The organism is Sphingobium sp. (assembly GCF_033795625.1).
Classification (GTDB): Bacteria; Pseudomonadota; Alphaproteobacteria; order Sphingomonadales; family Sphingomonadaceae; genus Sphingobium.
Genome location: NZ_JARYGI010000026.1, coordinates 11,411 through 29,261, shown reverse-complemented (window position 1 = coordinate 29,261; position 17,851 = coordinate 11,411). Strand labels below are relative to the sequence as shown.

Here is a 17,851-nt window from a genome sequence, read left to right as displayed (position 1 = left end):
TTATCGATGCCCAAGATCATCAGCGCCAAGGTCATTGTCACCTGTCCCGGCCGCAACTTCGTCACGCTCAAGATCGAGACGGAGGACGGCGTCTATGGCCTTGGCGACGCGACCCTCAACGGGCGGGAACTGTCGGTCGCCAGCTATTTGACGGATCACGTAATCCCCTGCCTGATCGGCCGCGACGCGCACCGGATCGAAGACATCTGGCAGTATCTCTACAAGGGCGCCTATTGGCGGCGCGGCCCGGTGACGATGAGCGCGATTGCCGCGGTCGATACGGCACTGTGGGACATCAAGGGCAAGATCGCGGGCCTGCCCGTTTATCAGCTTCTGGGTGGCGCAAGCCGGGAAGGCGTGATGGTCTATGGCCACGCCAACGGGACCACGATCGAAGATACAATCGAGACGGCAAAAGCCTATCAGGCGGAGGGCTACAAGGCGATCCGCATTCAGTGCGGCGTACCGGGCCTGGCCTCCACTTATGGCGTGTCGAAGGACCGTTATTTCTACGAGCCTGCCGATGCGGACCTGCCAACCGAGAATGTCTGGTCGACCGAAAAATATCTCCGCGTGGTCCCCGAACTGTTCAAGGCGGGGCGGGAGGCGCTCGGGTGGGACGTGCATCTGCTGCACGACATCCACCACCGCCTGACGCCCATCGAGGCGGGTCGCTTGGGCAAGGATCTGGAGCAATATCGCCCCTTCTGGCTGGAGGATGCGACGCCCGCCGAAAATCAGGAAGCGTTCCGGCTCATTCGCCAGCACACGACGACGCCGCTGGCCGTGGGCGAGATCTTCAACTCGATCCATGATTGCCGGGAACTGATCCAGAACCAGCTGATCGACTATATCCGGGCCACGGTCGTCCATGCCGGCGGCATCACGCATCTGCGCCGGATCGCCAGCCTTGCCGATCTGTACCAGGTCCGCACCGGCTGCCATGGCGCGACCGACCTCTCGCCCGTCTGCATGGCCGCCGCGCTGCACTTCGACTTGTCGGTGCCCAATTTCGGCGTGCAGGAATATATGCGCCATACGCCCGAGACGGACGCCGTATTCCCGCACGCCTATACGTTCGAGCGAGGGATGATGCATCCGGGCGACAGGCCGGGCCTTGGCGTCGATCTCGACGAAGTGCTGGCCGCCGATTACCCTTACAAGCGCGCCTTCCTGCCGGTGAACCGGCTGGAAGACGGCACGATGTTCAATTGGTGAGCCAGGTGAGCGACCTCGCGGCGGCCGCACAGGACGCGCCCGAAACGGTCGCCCATGCCGTGCCCAAGCCACGCGGCAGGGTGCGCTGGATCATCTGCGCCATGCTGTTTGCGGCGGTGGTGCTGTCCTACATCGACCGGCTTGTGCTGGGGGTGCTGAAACCGCAGCTCGAGACGCTCTATGGCTGGACGAATTCCGGCTATGGCGACATCACCGGCTATTTTCAGGTCTGCTATGGCTTGGGAATGCTGGGGTTTGGCTGGCTCATCGATCGGATCGGGCCGAAGCTTGGCTATATGCTGGCGATGGGAAGCTGGACCATAGGGCACTTCGCCCAGACGTTGGTCACCAGCACGAGCGGATTCGTTATAGCCCGCATTCCGCTGGCATTGGGAGAGGCCGGAACATTTCCTTCGGCTCTCGCGGCGGTGTCGCAATGGTTCCCCAAGCAGGAGCGGGCGCTGGCGATCGGCATCTTCAACGCGGGCGCGAATGTCGGCGCTATCGTGACGCCGTTGCTGGTGTCGTTCCTCGTCGCCGGGCTGCTGCTGGACTGGCGCTGGGCCTTCATCCTTACCGGAGTGTTCAATCTGGTGTGGCTGGGCGTGTGGTGGCGCTTCTACCGCAAGCCTTCGGACCATGCGACGATCACGACCGAGGAGCGCGCCTGGATCGAGGCGGAACCGCAGGAGGATGTGGGCCGCGCAGGCTTTCGCCGGGTGCTGGGGCATCGTCAGACCTGGGCGTATATGGCGGGCCGCTTTCTGATCGACCCTGTATGGTGGACGTTCCTGTTCTGGCTGCCCGATTTCTTCAGCACGCAGTACGGCTATGACCTCAAAAGCTTCGGACCGCCGCTGGTGGCGATCTACATCCTTGCCGATGTGGGGGCGATCGCGGGTGGCTGGTATTCTTCGCATCTGCTCAAGCGCGGAATGGCGACCGGCCGCGCGCGCAAGCAGGCGATGCTCATCTGCGCCCTGTTTGCGCTGCCGGTGATGTTTGCCGTGCAGGCAAGCGACATCTGGATCGCGGTCGCCTTCATCGGACTTGCCTGCGCCGCGCACCAGGGCTTTTCAACGAACCTCTATTCCATCCCCGGCGACCTGTTCCCGCGTTACGCGCAGGGTACGCTGATCGGGCTTGGCGGGTTCGCGGGAGCGACCGGAGGGTTCATCGCGTCGAAATCGCTGGGCGCGCTGCTCGACAAGGTGGGTAGCTACGAACCTTTCTTCATCGCGTGCGGCATGGCCTATCTGCTGGCGCTGCTTGCGACGCACATCCTCAATCCGCGCTATGCGAAAGTTGCCATGAGCCAGCCTGCATGACCCGTCCGCTTGCCCTGCACCCCGACCGGCTGTTCCCTGCGGAAGCCCGCACCCGCGACATCGCCCGTGCGTTGCATGCTGGCGTCAAGGATCTGCCGATCATCAGTCCGCACGGCCACACCGATCCATCATGGTTCGCCTATGATCACCCCTTCGCCAATCCCGCGGAGTTGCTGGTGATCCCGGATCATTATGTGTTCCGGATGCTGATGAGCCAGGGCGTTCCGCTCGACCGGCTGGGCATTCCGACCGTCGATGGCAGCCCGACCGAGAGCGACCCGCGGGCGATCTGGCGCTGCTTTGCCGATCATTATTATCTCTTCCGCGGCACGCCTTCGCGCATGTGGCTGGACTGGGTATTTGCCGAGGCGTTCGGCATAGATGTCGGGCTGGAAGCGAGCACGGCCGATCACTACTATGATGTGGTCGATGCGGCGCTCAAGACTCCCGCGTTCCGTCCCCGCGCCTTGTTCGAGCGCTTCAACATCGAGGTGATCGCCACGACCGAAGGGCCGCTCGATCCCCTGGACCATCACCGCGCCCTCCGCGCCAGTGGTTGGGAGGGGCGCGTGGTGACGGCCTATCGCCCTGACCCGGTAATCGATCCGCAAGCCATCAACTTCGCCGGCAACCTCCGCGCGTTCGGCGAGATCACCGGCGAAGATATCGCCACCTTCGCCGGCTACCTCCGCGCGCACTGGAAGCGGCGTGCCGATTTCCGGGAAGCCGGGGCCACATCCACCGACCATGGGCATCCGTCCGCCTTCACCGCGAACCTTGCTCCGGCCGATATCGAGACGCTCTATGCGAAGGTCCTGGCCGGTCCGGTCACATCATGGGAAGCGGAGCTTTTCCGCGGCCATATGCTGGTGGAGATGGCGCGCATGTCGGTCGAGGACGGCATGGTGATGCAACTTCACCCAGGCGTCCACCGGAGCCATAACGATGCAGTGCTGGCGCGCTTCGGCCGCGACAAGGGCGGCGACATTCCGACGGCCGGAGAATTCGTGCATGCCCTGAAGCCCCTGCTCGACGCCTATGGCAATGATCCGCGCCTGACGTTGATCCTCTTCACGCTGGACGAGGATGTCTATTCGCGCGAACTTGCTCCCTTGGCGGGGCATTATCCGGCATTGCGCCTTGGTCCGCCTTGGTGGTTCCATGACAGCCCGGAAGGCATGCGGCGCTTCCGCGAGCGGGTGACGGAGACGGCGGGCTTCTACAACACGGTCGGGTTCAACGATGACACCCGCGCCTTCCTGTCCATCCCGGCGCGGCATGACGTGGCGCGGCGGATGGATTGCGCTTTCCTTGCGCGGCTGGTGGCCGAACATCGACTGGATGAAGACGAGGCGCAGGAACTCGCGTATGCGCTTGCCTATGGCCTGGCGAAGCAGGCGTATAAATTGTGAAGCGGCTATCAACTGCTGCTCTCGACACGCTGCCGGCCGGAGTCGGGCGCCCGCGATACGATCGTCGGGCGGTCAGGAGCGGCGTGGTCCATCTGGGCATCGGCGCTTTCCATCGCGCGCATCAGGCGGCAGTGTTCGATGACGTGTTGAACGAGGGCGATTTGCGCTGGGGCATCACTGCCGCATCGCTGCGCTCGCCCACGGTTCGGGACGAGCTGGCGCCGCAGGATGCACTATATACTCTGGTCGAGCGGGATGGCGCGACGGAGCGGCACCGGGTCATCGGCGCAGTGCAGGCCGTGCTGGTCGCGCCGGAACAACCACAGGCATTGCTGGACGCGCTCGCGCATCCGGACACGCATATCGTGACCCTTACGATTACCGAGAAGGGGTACAAGCTGGACCCCGCCACCGGGGGATTGATCCACGACGATCTGCAAGTGAAAGCGGACATGGAGAGCCTCCAGCGTCCGCAGACGGCCCCCGGCTTTCTGGTGGCGGCGCTGGCGATGCGGAGGGCTGCGGGCCGCCCGCCGTTCACGGCCATATCCTGCGACAATCTTCCCCATAACGGCACGCGGCTGCGCAACGCAGTTCTCGATCTGGCGCGCTGGCACGATCCGTCCTTGGCGGACTGGATCGCAGAGCAGGGTGCGTTTCCGGAAACGATGGTGGACCGCATCGTGCCCGCCACGACCGATGATGACATCAGGTCCCTGGCGGACCATCTGGGGTTCGAGGACCGTGCCATGGTCAAGACCGAGCCGTTTTTGCAGTGGGTGATCGAGGATAAGTTCTGCGGCCCCCGGCCGGACTTTGGCGACAGGGTCCAGATCACGCAATCGGTCGCACCATGGGAGGAAGCGAAGTTGCGGCTGCTGAACGGCGCGCATAGCGGGATCGCCTATCTGGGTGGGCTGGCGGGAATCGAGCATGTGCATGAGGTGCTTGCGCTTCCCGCCGCGCGCGCCTTCGTCGAGCAGTTGTGGGATGAGGCGGAGACGACGCTCTCGCCTCCTGCGGAACTGGATGTCGCCGCCTATCGCCGCGAGCTGATGGGGCGCTTCGACAACGCTTCGCTCCAGCATCGCACCCGGCAGATTGCGATGGACGGGTCGCAGAAGCTGCCCCAGCGCCTGTTCGCTCCGATCCTCACGCGGCTGGAACGGGGGCAGGATATCGCGGCACTGTCGCTGGCAGTGGCGGCATGGATACGCTGGCAGGCGGGGTATGATGACAAGGGGCTGGCCTACAAAGTCGAAGACCCCTTGGCGGCAATGATGGCAACGCGCCTGAATGGCGCGGAAGACCCTGCAGCGCGCGTCGAGGCGATACTGAACTTCGAGCAGATCGTACCCGCTGCATTGCGCGACAATCCGATTCTCCGCAGCGCGCTGACGCACTGGCTGACGATCCTTGAGAATGATGGTGCGCTCGCGGCTCTGGCGCAGTTGAAGAGGGATGGAGAATGAGATTTTCGCTCAAAGCGGCGGGCCTGTTCCTGTCGGTCCTCGCCGCGCCTCTGACGGCTGAGCCCACAAAGCTGGTCAAACAGGGCACGGCGACGCAGTTGCACGTGAAGGGCAAGCCGATGCTGTTGATCGCAGGGGAACTCGGCAATAGCAGCGCGTCGAGCGCCAGCTACATGGCGCCGCGCTGGAAGCAGTTGAAGGACATGCACCTCAACACGGTGCTGGCCCCCGTCTCGTGGGAACTGATCGAGCCGCAGGAGGGGCGCTATGACTGGTCCTCGGTCGATAGCCTCATCCGCGATGCGCGGGCGCATGATCTGAAGCTCGTCATCCTGTGGTTCGGCGCGTGGAAGAACAGCATGTCGACCTATGCCCCGGCGTGGGTGAAGCGCGATCAGGTGCGCTTTCCGCGCGCAGCCTTGCCGAACGGGCAGGGCGTGGAGATCCTCTCCGCCATGGCACCGGCGACGCTTGAGGCCGACAGCCGCGCCTTTGCGGCATTGATGGCGCACATCAAGGCGACTGACGACAAGCAGAACACGGTTGTCATGATGCAGGTCGAGAACGAGATCGGCATGTTGCCTGTTGCGCGGGATTATGGCCCACTGGCGGAGGCGGCGTTTCGTCAGCCGGTGCCCGCCGAACTGATGACGTACCTTGCGCAGCATCGCGATACGCTGGTGCCGGAGATGAAGCAGCTTTGGGAGGAGCAAGGCGGCAAGACCAGTGGCACCTGGGCGGAGGTGTTCGGGCCGGGTCATCAGGCGGAGGAAATCTTCACCGCCTGGCATTATGCGCGCTTCGCCGACGCCCTGACGGCGGCGGGCAAGGCGGCCTATCCGCTGCCGATGTACGTCAACGTGGCGCTCAATCGTCCGGGCCGCCTGCCGGGCGAGTATCCGAGCGGCGGGCCGCTGCCGCACCTGATCGACGTGTGGAAGGCAGGAGCGCCCGCCATCGATTTCCTCGCGCCCGACATCTATTTCCCGAACTTCGTGGACATCGTCCATCGTTACAAGCGGTCGGACAATCCGCTGTTCATTCCCGAAGCGAACAACGCCGATCATCCGCAGGTGCCCGCCAACGCATTCTACGCGATCGGCAAGCTGGATGCGATCGGCTTCGGGCCATTCTCCATCGAGTCGGTGGCGGAGAAGCCTGGCGCGCTGGGTGACGCCTATCGAATATTGGCGCAGCTGGAGCCGCAGATCCTCGCGGCGCAAGGGCTTGGACGCATGTCGGCATTCAGGCCGCGCGCACTCTATGATGAGACCATCGTCTATGAGCCCGTAACGGAGACGATCGGCGCTTACCGCTTCACGGTCGCCTTCGCCGACATCCAGAGGCCGGTCGTGACGCCGGAAACCGGCAATGCGGGCGGCATCATCATCAGACCGGGCCGGAGGAGTATCTGATCGCGGGCCAGGGGATCACCGTGACCTTTCGCCCGGTGGGGCAAGGGCCGGGCCTCGCCGGGATCGACAGTGCCTGGGAAGGGCAGTTCGATGCAAGCGGGCAATGGGTATCCGGGCGACTGATGAATGGCGACCAGACTCATCAAGGGCGGCATATTCGGCTCCCCGCGGGCGAGTTCCAGATCCAGAAGGTCCGGTTGTACAGATATCGATAGGGATCGCCGCATATGAGAAATCGACGCTTGATCTGGGCTGTCGCCCCGCTGCTCGCCGCCTTCGGCATGGCCGATGCCGCCGCCGCAAAGAGTTGCTCGTCCGTCTGGATACCGACATGGGCATCGTCGCAGATGCTGCCCACCGGCGAGAATTTGCTGCCCAAGGGGGTGCTCGGCGGCGCGACGTTGCGGCAGGTGGTACGGACATCCGTTGCGGGTCAGCGGTTGCGCGTGCGGCTCTCCAATGTGGCGAGCCCCGATCCGTTGGGGATAAGTGGTGTGACTGTGGCCCAGTCCGCCGATCCTGCGTCTTCTGCGATCAAGGGCGAGACATTGCGACGCGTGCTGTTCGACGGGCGGCGTGAGGTCATGATCCCGGCCGGGGCGGAATATCTGTCCGATCCGGTCGCGCTTGCCCCTGCCGCGCTGGAGAGCCTTGTCGTCAGCATTCACCATCCGGAGGAGCCTGCCGCGCAGACATCGCATCCGGGCTCGCGTGCGACCTCCTACGTGTTGCCCGGCGATCATCTGAACGATCCTGCGATGCCGGGCGCAAAGACCTTCGATCACTGGTTCTCGCTTGCGTCGGTCGAGGCGGAGACATGCGCTCCGGCTGGCGCGATCGTCGCGCTGGGGGACTCCATCACCGATGGGCGGGGGGCGACGACGAACGGCAACGATCGATGGACCGACCGGCTTGCGGCGCGGCTTCAGGGTGAGCCCAGGCTGCGCCATCTGGCGGTGCTCAATCAGGGGATAGGCGGAAATCGCCTGTTGAAGGACGGGCTGGGTCCCAATGCACTGGCGCGGCTGGACCGCGATGTGCTCGCGCAACCGGGCGCGCGCTACCTGATCGTTCTGGAGGGCATCAACGATATCGGGACGTTGACCCGTGAAGCGCCTGTGAGCGAAGCGGCGCATGCGGAGCTGGTCTCGCGGATGATCGGCGCTTACCGCCAGATCGTACAGCGCGCCCATGCCCGCGGCATCAAGGTGATCGGCGCGACGATCCTGCCGTTCGGAAGCAACACTTATTATCATCCAGACGCCCGCAACGAAGCGGACCGGCAGGCGGTCAATCGCTGGATTCGGCAACCGGGCAATTTCGACGCATTCGTCGATCTCGACGCAGTGATGCGGGACCCTGCGCGCCCGGATCGCCTGCGCGCGGAGTATGACGTAGGCGACGGGCTGCATCCTTCGCCTGCCGGGTATCGCGCCATGGCTGACGCCATCCCCTTGAAGCTGTTCCAATAATAGCTCCGGTGGCGCGGTTAAACGACAGGTGCGCCGCATCGTTCGTGAAAATCGACGGAGCCATTAACTTGACCATACGTTGATCGGGCGGCACTCGCGCTAGGTGCGGGATGAACTTTCGAGGCGACGGACAATGACGATAGACAAGCCACTTGGGAAAAGCATGGCAAAGGCAGCCGCCATCGGTGCGGTGATCGCTATCCCGATACCCTTCATCGGCCCACTGGTGGGCGCTGCCGCAGGCGCGGGCTATGTTTACCTGAAGGCCAGCAAGCGACCATAATCGCCGGTGGGGAGCGGGGCCAGCACTGAACCTTTGAGCGACTCCGCGCCTGTCGGAGCGACGGCTGGCCGATGGCGCTTTGCGGCGACCATCTGCGTCGGCTCCTTCCTGCTGTTTCTCGTCCAGCCGATGGTGGCGAAGATGGCGCTGCCGCGGGTCGGCGGCGCGCCTTCGCTGTGGAACTCGGCGATGCTGGTGTATCAGGCGCTGCTGCTGGGCGGGTATACTTACGCGCATTTCGTGACGCGGCTGAGGCCGGTTGCGCAGGCGCGCGTCCATCTGGCGCTGTTCGCGCTCGCTGCGCTGACGCTGCCGATTTCGCTTATGGCGGGCGACATACCCGCCGATGTGAACCCGATCTTCTGGGTGCCGTGGCTGCTGATCGCGTCCATTGGCCCCTTGTTCTTCGTCGTGGCGGCACAGGCCCCGCTGATGCAGCGGTGGTTCACCCTGACCGGCGGAGGCGACCCCTATCCGCTCTACGCGGCGTCCAATCTCGGCAGCTTTAGCGGGCTGATCGCCTATCCGCTGCTGGTCGAGCCGTTCATGCCGCTGGCCCAGCAAAGCTGGCTGTGGACATGCGGATACATATTGCTGTTCGCGTTAATGGCGTGGTGTGCGTGGATGTTGCAGCGCGGCGTGCCCGTTGTGGAAGCATCCCATGCCGCCGAGCCTTTGCAGGCAGGGCAGGTCGCGCGCTGGATCATACTCGCCGCCATTCCGTCCGGGCTGATGCTCTCGACCAGCCTGCATCTGACGACCGACATCGTCGCAATGCCATTGCTGTGGGTGATACCGCTCGGGCTGTACCTGTTGAGCTTTTCCGTGGCGTTTGCGACCGGCCGGGCGCTGGCCAATGCGATCACGGCCGTCGCGCCCCTGGTCCTGATCATCGGCGGCTGTGCGGCTCTGGCTGGTGTCAGGGGCTTTCCGCTGACGATGGCGGTCGCGGCGCTGTTGACGCTCTTCGTCGTCGCGGTCGCCCTTCATACGCGCATGTACGACACGCGGCCCGCACCGGCGCAACTGACGGGCTTCTATCTTGCGATGTCGGTGGGCGGCGTGCTGGGCGGCGTGTTCTGCGCGATCATCGCACCGCTGCTGTTCGACTGGACCTATGAGCATCCGCTGCTGCTGGTGGCAGCGGCGTTGTGCATCGGACGGAAACCGCTGTTCGGCTGGGCGGAGCGGCTTTGGGCGGGTTCGCGGCGGTATGTCCTGACGGCCGCTTTGCTGGTCATCGGGCTCCTCGTGTCGATGGCGGGGGAGGGCGTCATTCTGCCGTCCCTGAAGTCCGAAGGCTTGCGGGCTGCGGCGTTCGTATTCCTGTGCGCGGTTGCTGTGGTCGCGATCGGCAATCGGCTGCTGCTCGCCGGTATGCTCGCTTATCTGATGCTGTGCCTTGGCGGATGGAACAAGCTGGCGCTGAGTGCGCAGGACGGTGCTCTGACGCGCAGCTATTTCGGCGTGTATCAGGTTCGCAACCGCGGTTCCGATGTGCGCGTGCTGGTGCATGGCACGACGCTCCACGGGATGCAGAACCGCACGCCGGGGCTGGAGGCGATGCCGACGAGCTATTATGCGCCGCGCTCGGGCGTTGGCCTCGCGATGCGCGCCGCTCCACGCTTGTATGGGCCGGACGCGCGGATCGGCGTGGTGGGGCTCGGCACCGGAACACTCGGTTGTTACCGGCAGCCGGGGCAGTCCTGGCGCTTCTATGAGATTGATCCGGTGATGATCCGGCTCGCGCGGGATTCCGGGGCGTTCACCTTCCTCGCGCGGTGTCAGCCTCGGCCCGATATCGCCTTGGGCGATGCGCGGATCATGCTGTCGCAGGAGAAGGGGCCGCCGCTCGATATATTAGCGGTCGACGCCTTCTCCTCGGACTCCGTACCGATGCACCTGCTGACGCGCGAAGCCTTTGCGACCTATGCCAAACGGCTGAACCCGGAGGGGTTGCTGCTGGTGCATATCTCGAACCGCTATCTCGACCTGGAGCCAGTGATTGCCGCCGCGGCCAAGGAAGGCGGATGGGACGCGCGGATGCGATTCTACCAGCCGGCGATCAAGGATGCGCGCTATCATTACTCGGCATCGAACTGGATCGCGATGTCGCGCAGCCGCGCGACGCTGGCGCGGCTGACGGCGACGACCGGGGAGGACCTTTGGCAGGACCCCACCGGGCGACCGGGCTTCCGCGCATGGACGGACGATTACGGCAGCATATTGCCGATCATCAAATCCTTGCGATAGACGCCCCAGATAAGGCGCGTGCCCGGCTCAGCCGACGAAGGCGCGCTCGATCACATATTGGCCGGGCTGCGCGTTCGATCCTTCGGTGAAGCCTTCGCGCTCGAACAGGGCGGCAAGGTCGCGGATCATGTCCATGCTGCCGCACATCATGATGCGGTCGGTCTCGGGATCGAACTTGTGCGGTCCGCCGACGCCCTCGAACAGCTTGCCGTTTGCGATCAGGGCGTCGATGCGGCCCTGCGTGCGGAACTCTTCGCGCGTGACGGTGGGCAGGTAATGGAGCTGCGCCTTCGCCTCGTCCTCGACCAGCGGATCGCCTGCGAGTTTCGATTCCAGCTCATCGTGGAAAGCCAGGTCGCTGACGCGGCGGACGCTGTGGACGACCACGATCTGCTCGAAGCGGTCGTAGATTTCCGGGTCGCGGATGATGCTGAGGAAGGGCGCGAGGCCTGTGCCGGTGGACAGCAGGAACAGGCGGCTGCCGGGGATCAACGCATCGGCGACCAGCGTGCCGGTCGGCTTGCGGCCAAGGTAGATCTCGTCACCCGACTGGATCTTCTGCAATTCGGAGGTCAGCGGGCCGTCGGGCACCTTGATCGAGAGGAACTCCAGCTCCTCGGCATAAGCGGGGCTGGCGATCGAGTAGGCGCGCAGCAGCGGCTTCTTCTCGCCCTGCAGGCCCAGCATCACGAACTCGCCCGAGCGGAAGCGGAAGCTGGAGGGGCGCGTCGTCGTGAAGCTGAACAGATGTTCGTTCCAGTGGCGCACGCTCTGCACCGTCTCGACGGTCAGGCTGGCGGAAGGCTCTAGGCGGGGCAGCATTTCGATGCGGTCACTCATGTTGCGAATATCCTGGGTCTGCATGGTAGGCCGTGTGGTCCGGGAACAAACCCGGCAGCCCGAAGATGCAGCGCGTCGATGTGAGCGCCGCAACCAGCGTGCAAGTGGCGTCCTCCAGCACAACAAGCGCGCCGCTGCCCCCTATCCGGTCGGGCCGCCAATCGCAAGCGGGGTGGGGGAAATGGATTCTTCTCGCCGTCAAAAGCTGCCTATTTTGGTGGGGCCGTCGAGGTGCGAGATTGCGAGCGCCAGGTCCGGACCCACGGAGATTTCGGCAATGTCGAGCGAGGGCCCCTGGCAATCCTGCTCCTGCTCCCGGACGATGGTGCCTGCGGAGGTGTCGAAGCAGGTGATGCGGTAGCGGCCCGGCTCCATGTCCGGCACGCGCAGGCTGGTGGTGATAGGCGGAATGTCGTCGGGGATCATGCGCGTCCTTGGCCGCTTGTCGGTGCGGAGCAGCCACAGCACGGCCTGCTTTCCATCCGCGCAGCCGAAGGTCGCGACCGAGGGATGCGAGGCTGTGATCTCCTCGTTCAGGTTGCGGCGTTTGAAGCTCGTCCAGTCGATCAGCGGCAGGAACTCCGCGAGTGCCCGCTGCGCCCGCCGCATACCCGGCGTCAGGACATGGGGATGGCGGTTCGGCCAGCGCATCCCGCCGCCCGCGCCGCCGCTCGCCAGATGCGCCCATTGGATGTGGCGGAAATACTGGTCATCGAACTCTTCTGGGAGCGTGGTCTTCTTGTCCTTGAAGCGATGGATCGGACCATGTTCGGAATCGAAGACGGGGCGGCCGTCGCTGGCGTCCTGAACCGCGGCGCGCATCAGGCGGCCCACTGCCAGAGCGGGCGCTACGGTGTCCTTCGGATCGTCGATGGTGCCATGTTCGTACAGGTGCGTATTGGCGAAATCGAGAGCGGGGTGGCGGAAGATCGGCTCGACCAGCGTGGGATGCTTGATGAGTTCCGGGCCGAAGATCGACACGGTGTGCAGGTGGGCGCGGCCGTGCCGCTCGATCTCGCGGGCGCGGAGCCAGGGGCCGATGTCCTCGATGAACGGGGCGAAGACGGAGGGATCGTCGCCGCCATGCGCCGGGTGCATTTCGTTCCACAGGTCCCAGGCGAAGATCGCCGGACTGCCGCCCCAGCGGTCGCTGGTGAAGGCGAGCCGCGCCTTGATCGCGTCGCGCGTGGCGGGGCAGGTGAGAAGCTGGCGGCGGCTGGCGCAGGGGCCGCCATTCTGCGTGTTATAGGGGTGATGCCGCCACCTGACCCAGGTGAAGAACGTGTCGAAAGGCGTAAGCAGAACGTGCAGCCCGACCTTCTCCAGCAAGGCGAACATGTCGTCCCACAGCCGCACCATGTTCGGAGGAAAGCGCCCCGCAGGCCGCTCGATATAGCGATGCTCGCCATGGCAATATTCCAGCATCAGGCGCAGGCAGGTGACGCCATGGTCTTTCAACCAGTGCAGATGCCGCTCGACGGCGGGCAAGTCGCGGCGGCGGAACAGCCCCGCCAGTTCGGGCCAGGTCACGGCGTCGTTCTGGCCGATGGGGGTCCAGCTTTCGCCCTGCTCGGTCAGGAAATAGGGGACGCCCGTCCGCGTCGTGATCCACGGCAGGGCGGGCGCTGCATCGGGCGCTATATCCTGTGCAAGGTCGACCACGTCATAGTCGGTCAGCCTGTCGAGCGAGCCCGTCGTCATCTCACCCCGACACGTCGCTGACGGGCATGACCTTGGGATAGGGCATGATGAACTTGCCGGTGGGGTCTGCCGTGAAACTGGTCTGTGTGGGATAGGCGAAGTCCAGCCCTTCCGCCTGGAAGCGCTTCAGCATGGCGATGGCCACATGATGCCGGACCTTGTAGATCTCGTCCCAGTTCGGCAGGAACACGTCGAACTCGACTTCATAGTCGATGCTGCTGGCGCCGAAGTTGACGAGGCCGCAGCGAATGAAGACGCCGCCCAGAGCTTCGACGATGTCCTTCATGATGTCGGGCACGCGCTCGGCCAGCGCCGGGTCGGTCTGGTAGATCAGGCCGAAAGCGAACTTGATGCGGCGATGGTCGAGATGCTGGTAGTTGGTGATTTCCTTCTGCAGTAGATTGGCGTTGGAGATCACCTTGCGCTCGCCCGTCACGGCGCGCAGGCGGGTGCTCTTGAGGCCGATCTTCTCGACGGTCGCGGTGGTCTGGTCGTAGTTGATCGTCTCGCCGCGGCGGAACGGCTTGTCGAAGATGATCGAGAGGGCGGCGAACAGGTCGGAGAATATGCCCTGCGCCGCCAGACCGATGGCGATGCCGCCGACACCGAGACCAGCGACGAGACCGGTGACGTTGACGCCGAGGTTGTCGAGCACGACGATGATCGCGATGGAAAACAGGGCGACGGTGACGAGGATGCGGATGATGCCCATCGCATTGGCCAGCGTGTCGCTGCCATTATCGTCCGATGTGCGGCGCTCGATCAGGCCAAGGATGATCTCCCGCAGCCAGATCGCCCCCTGAAAGACCGTCGCGACCGTGAAGAGGAACTGGATGGTGCGGAGCAGCAGTTCGGGCGGATTGGCGTAGCCCGCGACCAGACGCGCCGAGACCATGATCATGAAGAAATGCGTGGTCTTGGAAAAGGCGCGGCCGACGACCGACATCAGGCTGGCGGTGTCGCCCGGCTCGCCGCGCAGGCGTTGGGCGAGGTGCTTGATGCCGTTCAGCGCCAGATAGATTATGAAGCCCGCGCCTGCCGCGATCAGGATCTCAAGCCCGTGCAGGTCGAACCAATGTGCGGTGCTGCGCCACATTTGGTCCAGGTCCGGCGGCTGTGCGTTGATCTTCACGAGCGGTTCTTTGGGCGCGGACTTGGCGGCGGCGGACATGAAGTTCCTTCAAATGGTGAGGGCCGCGACGATAGCGCGCTTGTGCAGCGGATGCCAGCGGACGCGGCCCATTCGGCATGTCGCGTTGAACCCGCGTTCCGTCGCTTCGTTCCGCAACCTTCCATGAGGCGACCTGTTGATGCGGCAACTCCCCTCAGTGCCACAGGAGGTTGTCATGCCTGACATAGCCGACACGCGTTTCCTGATCATCGCCACGGACGGCTTCGAGCAATCGGAGCTGTTCGAACCCCGCGCCCGCCTGCTGGAGGACGGCGCGCAAGTGACGCTCGCCTCGCCGAAGCTCGACCCTATCCAGGGGATGGAGCATGACGAGAAGGGCGACACGATCCGGCCCGACATGACGTTGGATGATGTCGATCCGGACCAGTATGATGCGCTGATCCTGCCGGGCGGGGTCGCCAATCCCGACACGCTTCGGATGAACGAGAAGGCCGTCGATATCGTCGAGAGCTTCATGGAGAGCGGGAAGACCGTCGCGGCGATCTGCCATGGGCCGTGGCTGCTGGTGGAGGCCGATGTGGTGGACGGGAGGACGGTCACGGGCTGGCCTTCGGTGCGGACCGACCTGTTCAATGCGGGCGCCAATGTCGTGGATCAGGAGGTGGTCGTGGACGGCAACCTGATCACCAGCCGCAAGCCCGATGACATCCCGGCCTTCGTCGAGGCCATCAAGAAGGCCGTGACGCAAGCCGAGGCTGTGCCCGCTTCGTAAGGCCCTGTACCCAGAGCCGCCCCGGCTTCTCTATCCCGTGATGGAGCAGGAACGAGGCGGCAAGGGTGAGGGCGAGGAAGGCGAGCATCAGCATCGGCGGGACCGAGCCGGGGTCCTGCACGAAGGCGATCTTGAACCAGATGTAGAGCATGAAATGGGAGAGGTAGGTGGCGTAGCTTATCTCTCCCAGTGCCTGAAAACCGTGCCAGTGCAACGGGTTACGGCGGAAGGCCGAGGCGTGGGCCAGCGCCAGGATGAGGCAGGCGGCGCCCGCCGGGAAGGCCCATATCTCGCCACTGAGACCGGCGAGCCACAGGCCCCAGAACATCGCGACGCCCGCCATCGATATCGCGAAGGCATGCACTTCACCATCCGGCCCGCGCAGCCAGAAGGCGCAGAGCATCGCGCCGCACGCAAATTCGGTGAGGCAGCGGATCAGGCCGAATTGGGGGATATATCCGCCCAGCGTGCTCTCGCCATTGCCGGTCAGGATCAGGCCGAGGAGACCCAGCGTCAGGATCATCGCGCCGAGCAGGCTGGTGCGGTTCGCGCGGGCTATCGGCGTGCGCAGGACGAGCAGGGGGAAGAGCAGATAGGCGGCGCTCTCCGCACTGATCGACCAGGCAGGATGGTTCCAGGCAAGCAGCTCGGTGAGGCCCCAATTCTGCATCATCGCGATATGCAGCGGGAGTTCGCGCCATGGATAGCCCTCGGTCGAGCCGCCGGTCAGCTGGAGGGCGAGGACGAACAGCACGGTCAGGGCCAGCATGAAGCCATAGAGCGGATAGATGCGGGCGAAGCGGCGGCCGAGGAACGGCAGGATCGCGGCCTGCCCCTCGCGCAGCATCGTGCGATGCGCGGAGAGGTAGATCACGAAGCCGGACAGCAGAAAGAAGAAATCGACGGCCAGATAGCCCTTGCTGGCGGCCTCCAGCAGCCAGAGCGGCGCCCAGTCCGCGCCGCTGCGGATGTGGTAGAGGACGACCAGCCATGCCGCGAGGCCGCGAGCGGCGGTGAGGCTGCGCAGTTCGCCGGTCATGCAGTCGCGGCCCTGGCCGTCGGGCGGGTGAAGATGGGGACGGCTTCCTCATGGCTGCGCTGGCGAGCGAGATAGGTCGACAGGCCGATCTGAAGGGCCAGCAGCATGAACACGAACGGCTGATAGGCGATGCCGATGAACAGCGCGCCGAGCAGATAGACGAGGTGGCCCTGCTGGAGCGCCAGCGCCAGCGGCGCGATCCACGCCTTGGCCGGGTCCTCGCTGCGGCGGTAGTGGCGGCGCAGCCATTCGGTGCGGCCAAGCGAGATCAGGTGGATCAGCGCCCAGATCATGAGGCCGGGATAGCCCTGTTCGCCCAGCATCTCGAAATAGGCGCTGTGATAGGCGCGGCCCCTGTCGATGACTTCGGTGCGTTGCAGGGTCTGCGCGCCGGGCGGGCCGTCCATCTGCATCTTCTCGTAGCGGAAGCTGTTGCCGAGATACGCGTCGAAGCCGCCGCCCAGCGGATGCTCCCTGGCGTATTCGATTGTCCATTGCCACACGGCGACGCGAGTCGAGGCGCTCTCGTCGGTCTGGTAATTCTCGATGGTGTCCATGCGCGTCGTGAAGCTGGACGGCAGGAACGGGACGGCGGCGATGGCGGCCATGGCGATCAGCGCGCCATAGAGCAGGCGGCGCTTCATGTGCAGCATCATCATCCCCGCGAGCAGCAGGATGCACAGGAGGCCGGTGCGCGTCTCCGTGCCGATGGGGATCAGCAGGCAGGCGAAAGAGAGCGCCCAGCCGAAGATCTTCACCCGGCGGTCGCGCGGGAAGATGGTGCCGTGATCTGTGAGCCACAGGATCAGCGGGATGATCGCGATGGCGACGGTGGAGATGGTGCTGCCTTCGTAGAGGCCGCTATTGTCGCTGACCATCAGGTTGAGCAGCCCATAGCCGCCGCCCGACAGCAAAGTCTTGATGCCCCCGGTGATGACGATGGAGCTGGCGCATAGGACGAGAGTCAGCGCCAGCGCCTCGATCCGCAACTTGGTGCGCAGAGTGAGGGGCAGGAAGATCGCGAAGATCAGCGCCTTCCACACCCAATCCCACTTGGTCGCGGCCTCCAGCGGGAAGTCCGCGTGCAGCGTCGTGTAGCCGCACCACATCAGCAGCGCGACGATCAGCATCTGGCGCAGGGAGATTCGCATCTCCCCCTTATCGTCCGCGATCAGCCAGCCGAGCACGGCCAAGCCGAAGGCGATGGCGGAAATGGGGATGCTGTTCAGCAGGAAATAGGAAAGCCGCTGCGGCGAGACGACGTCGATATAGACATAGACCAGGACGAGCAGGAACGAACGGCGCAGGCCGGTGAGGAAGAACAGCCCGAGAAAGGCGACGAAGAACAGGTCACGCATCGGGCGTGTTGCCTTTCGCGCCGGTCTCATCCGATTCGCGGTCGAGATCGTCGCGCGACATCAGGCGCCACAAGGCGATCAGGATCAGGCCATGGCTGACCAGCAGGGAAAAAGTGTCGATCACTTAAGGCTGAATGTTCGTTGCCATGGCTGAGG

14 protein-coding genes and 1 pseudogene are annotated in these 17,851 nt (G+C 64.5%); 9 read left to right on the top strand and 6 right to left on the bottom strand.

The features are described from left to right. The first annotated feature begins 6 nt into the window (after nucleotides 1–6). The 8 genes and pseudogenes from manD (at nucleotide 7) to QHC67_RS13125 (ending at nucleotide 10,853) form a co-directional block, all read left to right on the top strand. Nucleotides 7–1,218 carry a D-mannonate dehydratase ManD gene (manD, locus tag QHC67_RS13165; protein WP_319295009.1) on the top strand — a complete coding sequence of 404 codons (1,212 nt, stop codon included), beginning with the start codon at nucleotides 7–9 and terminating at the stop codon, nucleotides 1,216–1,218. A gap of 101 nt (nucleotides 1,219–1,319) precedes the next feature. Further along, a complete protein-coding gene (locus QHC67_RS13160; RefSeq protein ID WP_319295039.1) occupies nucleotides 1,320–2,546 on the top strand; it encodes an MFS transporter in 1,227 nt (408 codons plus the stop codon). Beyond that, on the top strand, nucleotides 2,543–3,958 hold the full coding sequence (gene uxaC, locus QHC67_RS13155) for a glucuronate isomerase (protein WP_319295007.1): 1,416 nt from the start codon (nucleotides 2,543–2,545) through the stop codon (nucleotides 3,956–3,958). Before QHC67_RS13160 ends, uxaC begins: the two co-directional genes overlap by 4 nt. Continuing rightward, nucleotides 3,955–5,430, top strand: a complete 1,476-nt coding sequence (locus tag QHC67_RS13150; RefSeq protein WP_319295005.1) for a mannitol dehydrogenase family protein — start codon at nucleotides 3,955–3,957, stop codon at nucleotides 5,428–5,430. The genes uxaC and QHC67_RS13150 overlap by 4 nt, the downstream gene beginning before the upstream one ends. After that, nucleotides 5,427–7,060: pseudogene (locus tag QHC67_RS13145) on the top strand (DUF5597 domain-containing protein). Before QHC67_RS13150 ends, QHC67_RS13145 begins: the two are co-directional and overlap by 4 nt. Before the next feature lie 12 nt (nucleotides 7,061–7,072). Beyond that, the gene (locus tag QHC67_RS13135; RefSeq protein WP_413818541.1) at nucleotides 7,073–8,317 is read left to right on the top strand and encodes an SGNH/GDSL hydrolase family protein; all 1,245 of its coding nucleotides are present in this window, start codon (nucleotides 7,073–7,075) and stop codon (nucleotides 8,315–8,317) included. A gap of 133 nt (nucleotides 8,318–8,450) precedes the next feature. Then, complete coding sequence (locus QHC67_RS13130) at nucleotides 8,451–8,600, top strand: hypothetical protein (protein WP_319294999.1); 150 nt, start codon at nucleotides 8,451–8,453, stop codon at nucleotides 8,598–8,600. Nucleotides 8,601–8,633: 33 nt separating this feature from the next. Further along, nucleotides 8,634–10,853 (top strand): fused MFS/spermidine synthase, encoded by a 2,220-nt coding sequence (locus tag QHC67_RS13125; RefSeq protein ID WP_319294997.1) that lies wholly within the window; start codon nucleotides 8,634–8,636, stop codon nucleotides 10,851–10,853. A 27-nt stretch (nucleotides 10,854–10,880) separates the two neighbouring features. Here QHC67_RS13125 and QHC67_RS13120 read toward each other — a convergent pair whose 3' ends face one another. The 3 genes from QHC67_RS13120 to QHC67_RS13110 form a co-directional block, all read right to left on the bottom strand. Continuing rightward, nucleotides 10,881–11,693: a ferredoxin--NADP reductase gene (locus QHC67_RS13120; protein ID WP_319294995.1), complete on the bottom strand. Its 813-nt coding sequence runs from the start codon at nucleotides 11,691–11,693 to the stop codon at nucleotides 10,881–10,883. 198 nt (nucleotides 11,694–11,891) lie between these two features. Continuing rightward, complete coding sequence (locus QHC67_RS13115) at nucleotides 11,892–13,394, bottom strand: hypothetical protein (protein WP_319294993.1); 1,503 nt, start codon at nucleotides 13,392–13,394, stop codon at nucleotides 11,892–11,894. A gap of 1 nt (nucleotide 13,395) precedes the next feature. After that, nucleotides 13,396–14,565: a mechanosensitive ion channel family protein gene (locus tag QHC67_RS13110; RefSeq protein WP_319294991.1), complete on the bottom strand. Its 1,170-nt coding sequence runs from the start codon at nucleotides 14,563–14,565 to the stop codon at nucleotides 13,396–13,398. A gap of 175 nt (nucleotides 14,566–14,740) precedes the next feature. On the opposite strand from QHC67_RS13110, the gene QHC67_RS13105 reads away from it, so the two are divergent. Then, nucleotides 14,741–15,298 (top strand): type 1 glutamine amidotransferase domain-containing protein, encoded by a 558-nt coding sequence (locus QHC67_RS13105; RefSeq protein WP_319294989.1) that lies wholly within the window; start codon nucleotides 14,741–14,743, stop codon nucleotides 15,296–15,298. On the opposite strand, the gene QHC67_RS13100 is transcribed toward QHC67_RS13105, so the two are convergent. The 3 genes from QHC67_RS13100 to QHC67_RS13090 are packed head-to-tail and all read right to left on the bottom strand — an operon-like array spanning nucleotide 15,255 to nucleotide 17,819. Further along, nucleotides 15,255–16,337: an acyltransferase gene (locus QHC67_RS13100; protein WP_319294987.1), complete on the bottom strand. Its 1,083-nt coding sequence runs from the start codon at nucleotides 16,335–16,337 to the stop codon at nucleotides 15,255–15,257. The genes QHC67_RS13105 and QHC67_RS13100 overlap by 44 nt on opposite strands. Further along, nucleotides 16,334–17,695, bottom strand: coding sequence for a putative O-glycosylation ligase, exosortase A system-associated (locus QHC67_RS13095; protein ID WP_319294985.1), 1,362 nt, complete (start codon nucleotides 17,693–17,695; stop codon nucleotides 16,334–16,336). The genes QHC67_RS13100 and QHC67_RS13095 overlap by 4 nt, the downstream gene beginning before the upstream one ends. Further along, a complete protein-coding gene (locus QHC67_RS13090) occupies nucleotides 17,688–17,819 on the bottom strand; it encodes a hypothetical protein (protein ID WP_319294984.1) in 132 nt (43 codons plus the stop codon). Before QHC67_RS13090 ends, QHC67_RS13095 begins: the two co-directional genes overlap by 8 nt. Nucleotides 17,820–17,851: the final 32 nt, after the last annotated feature.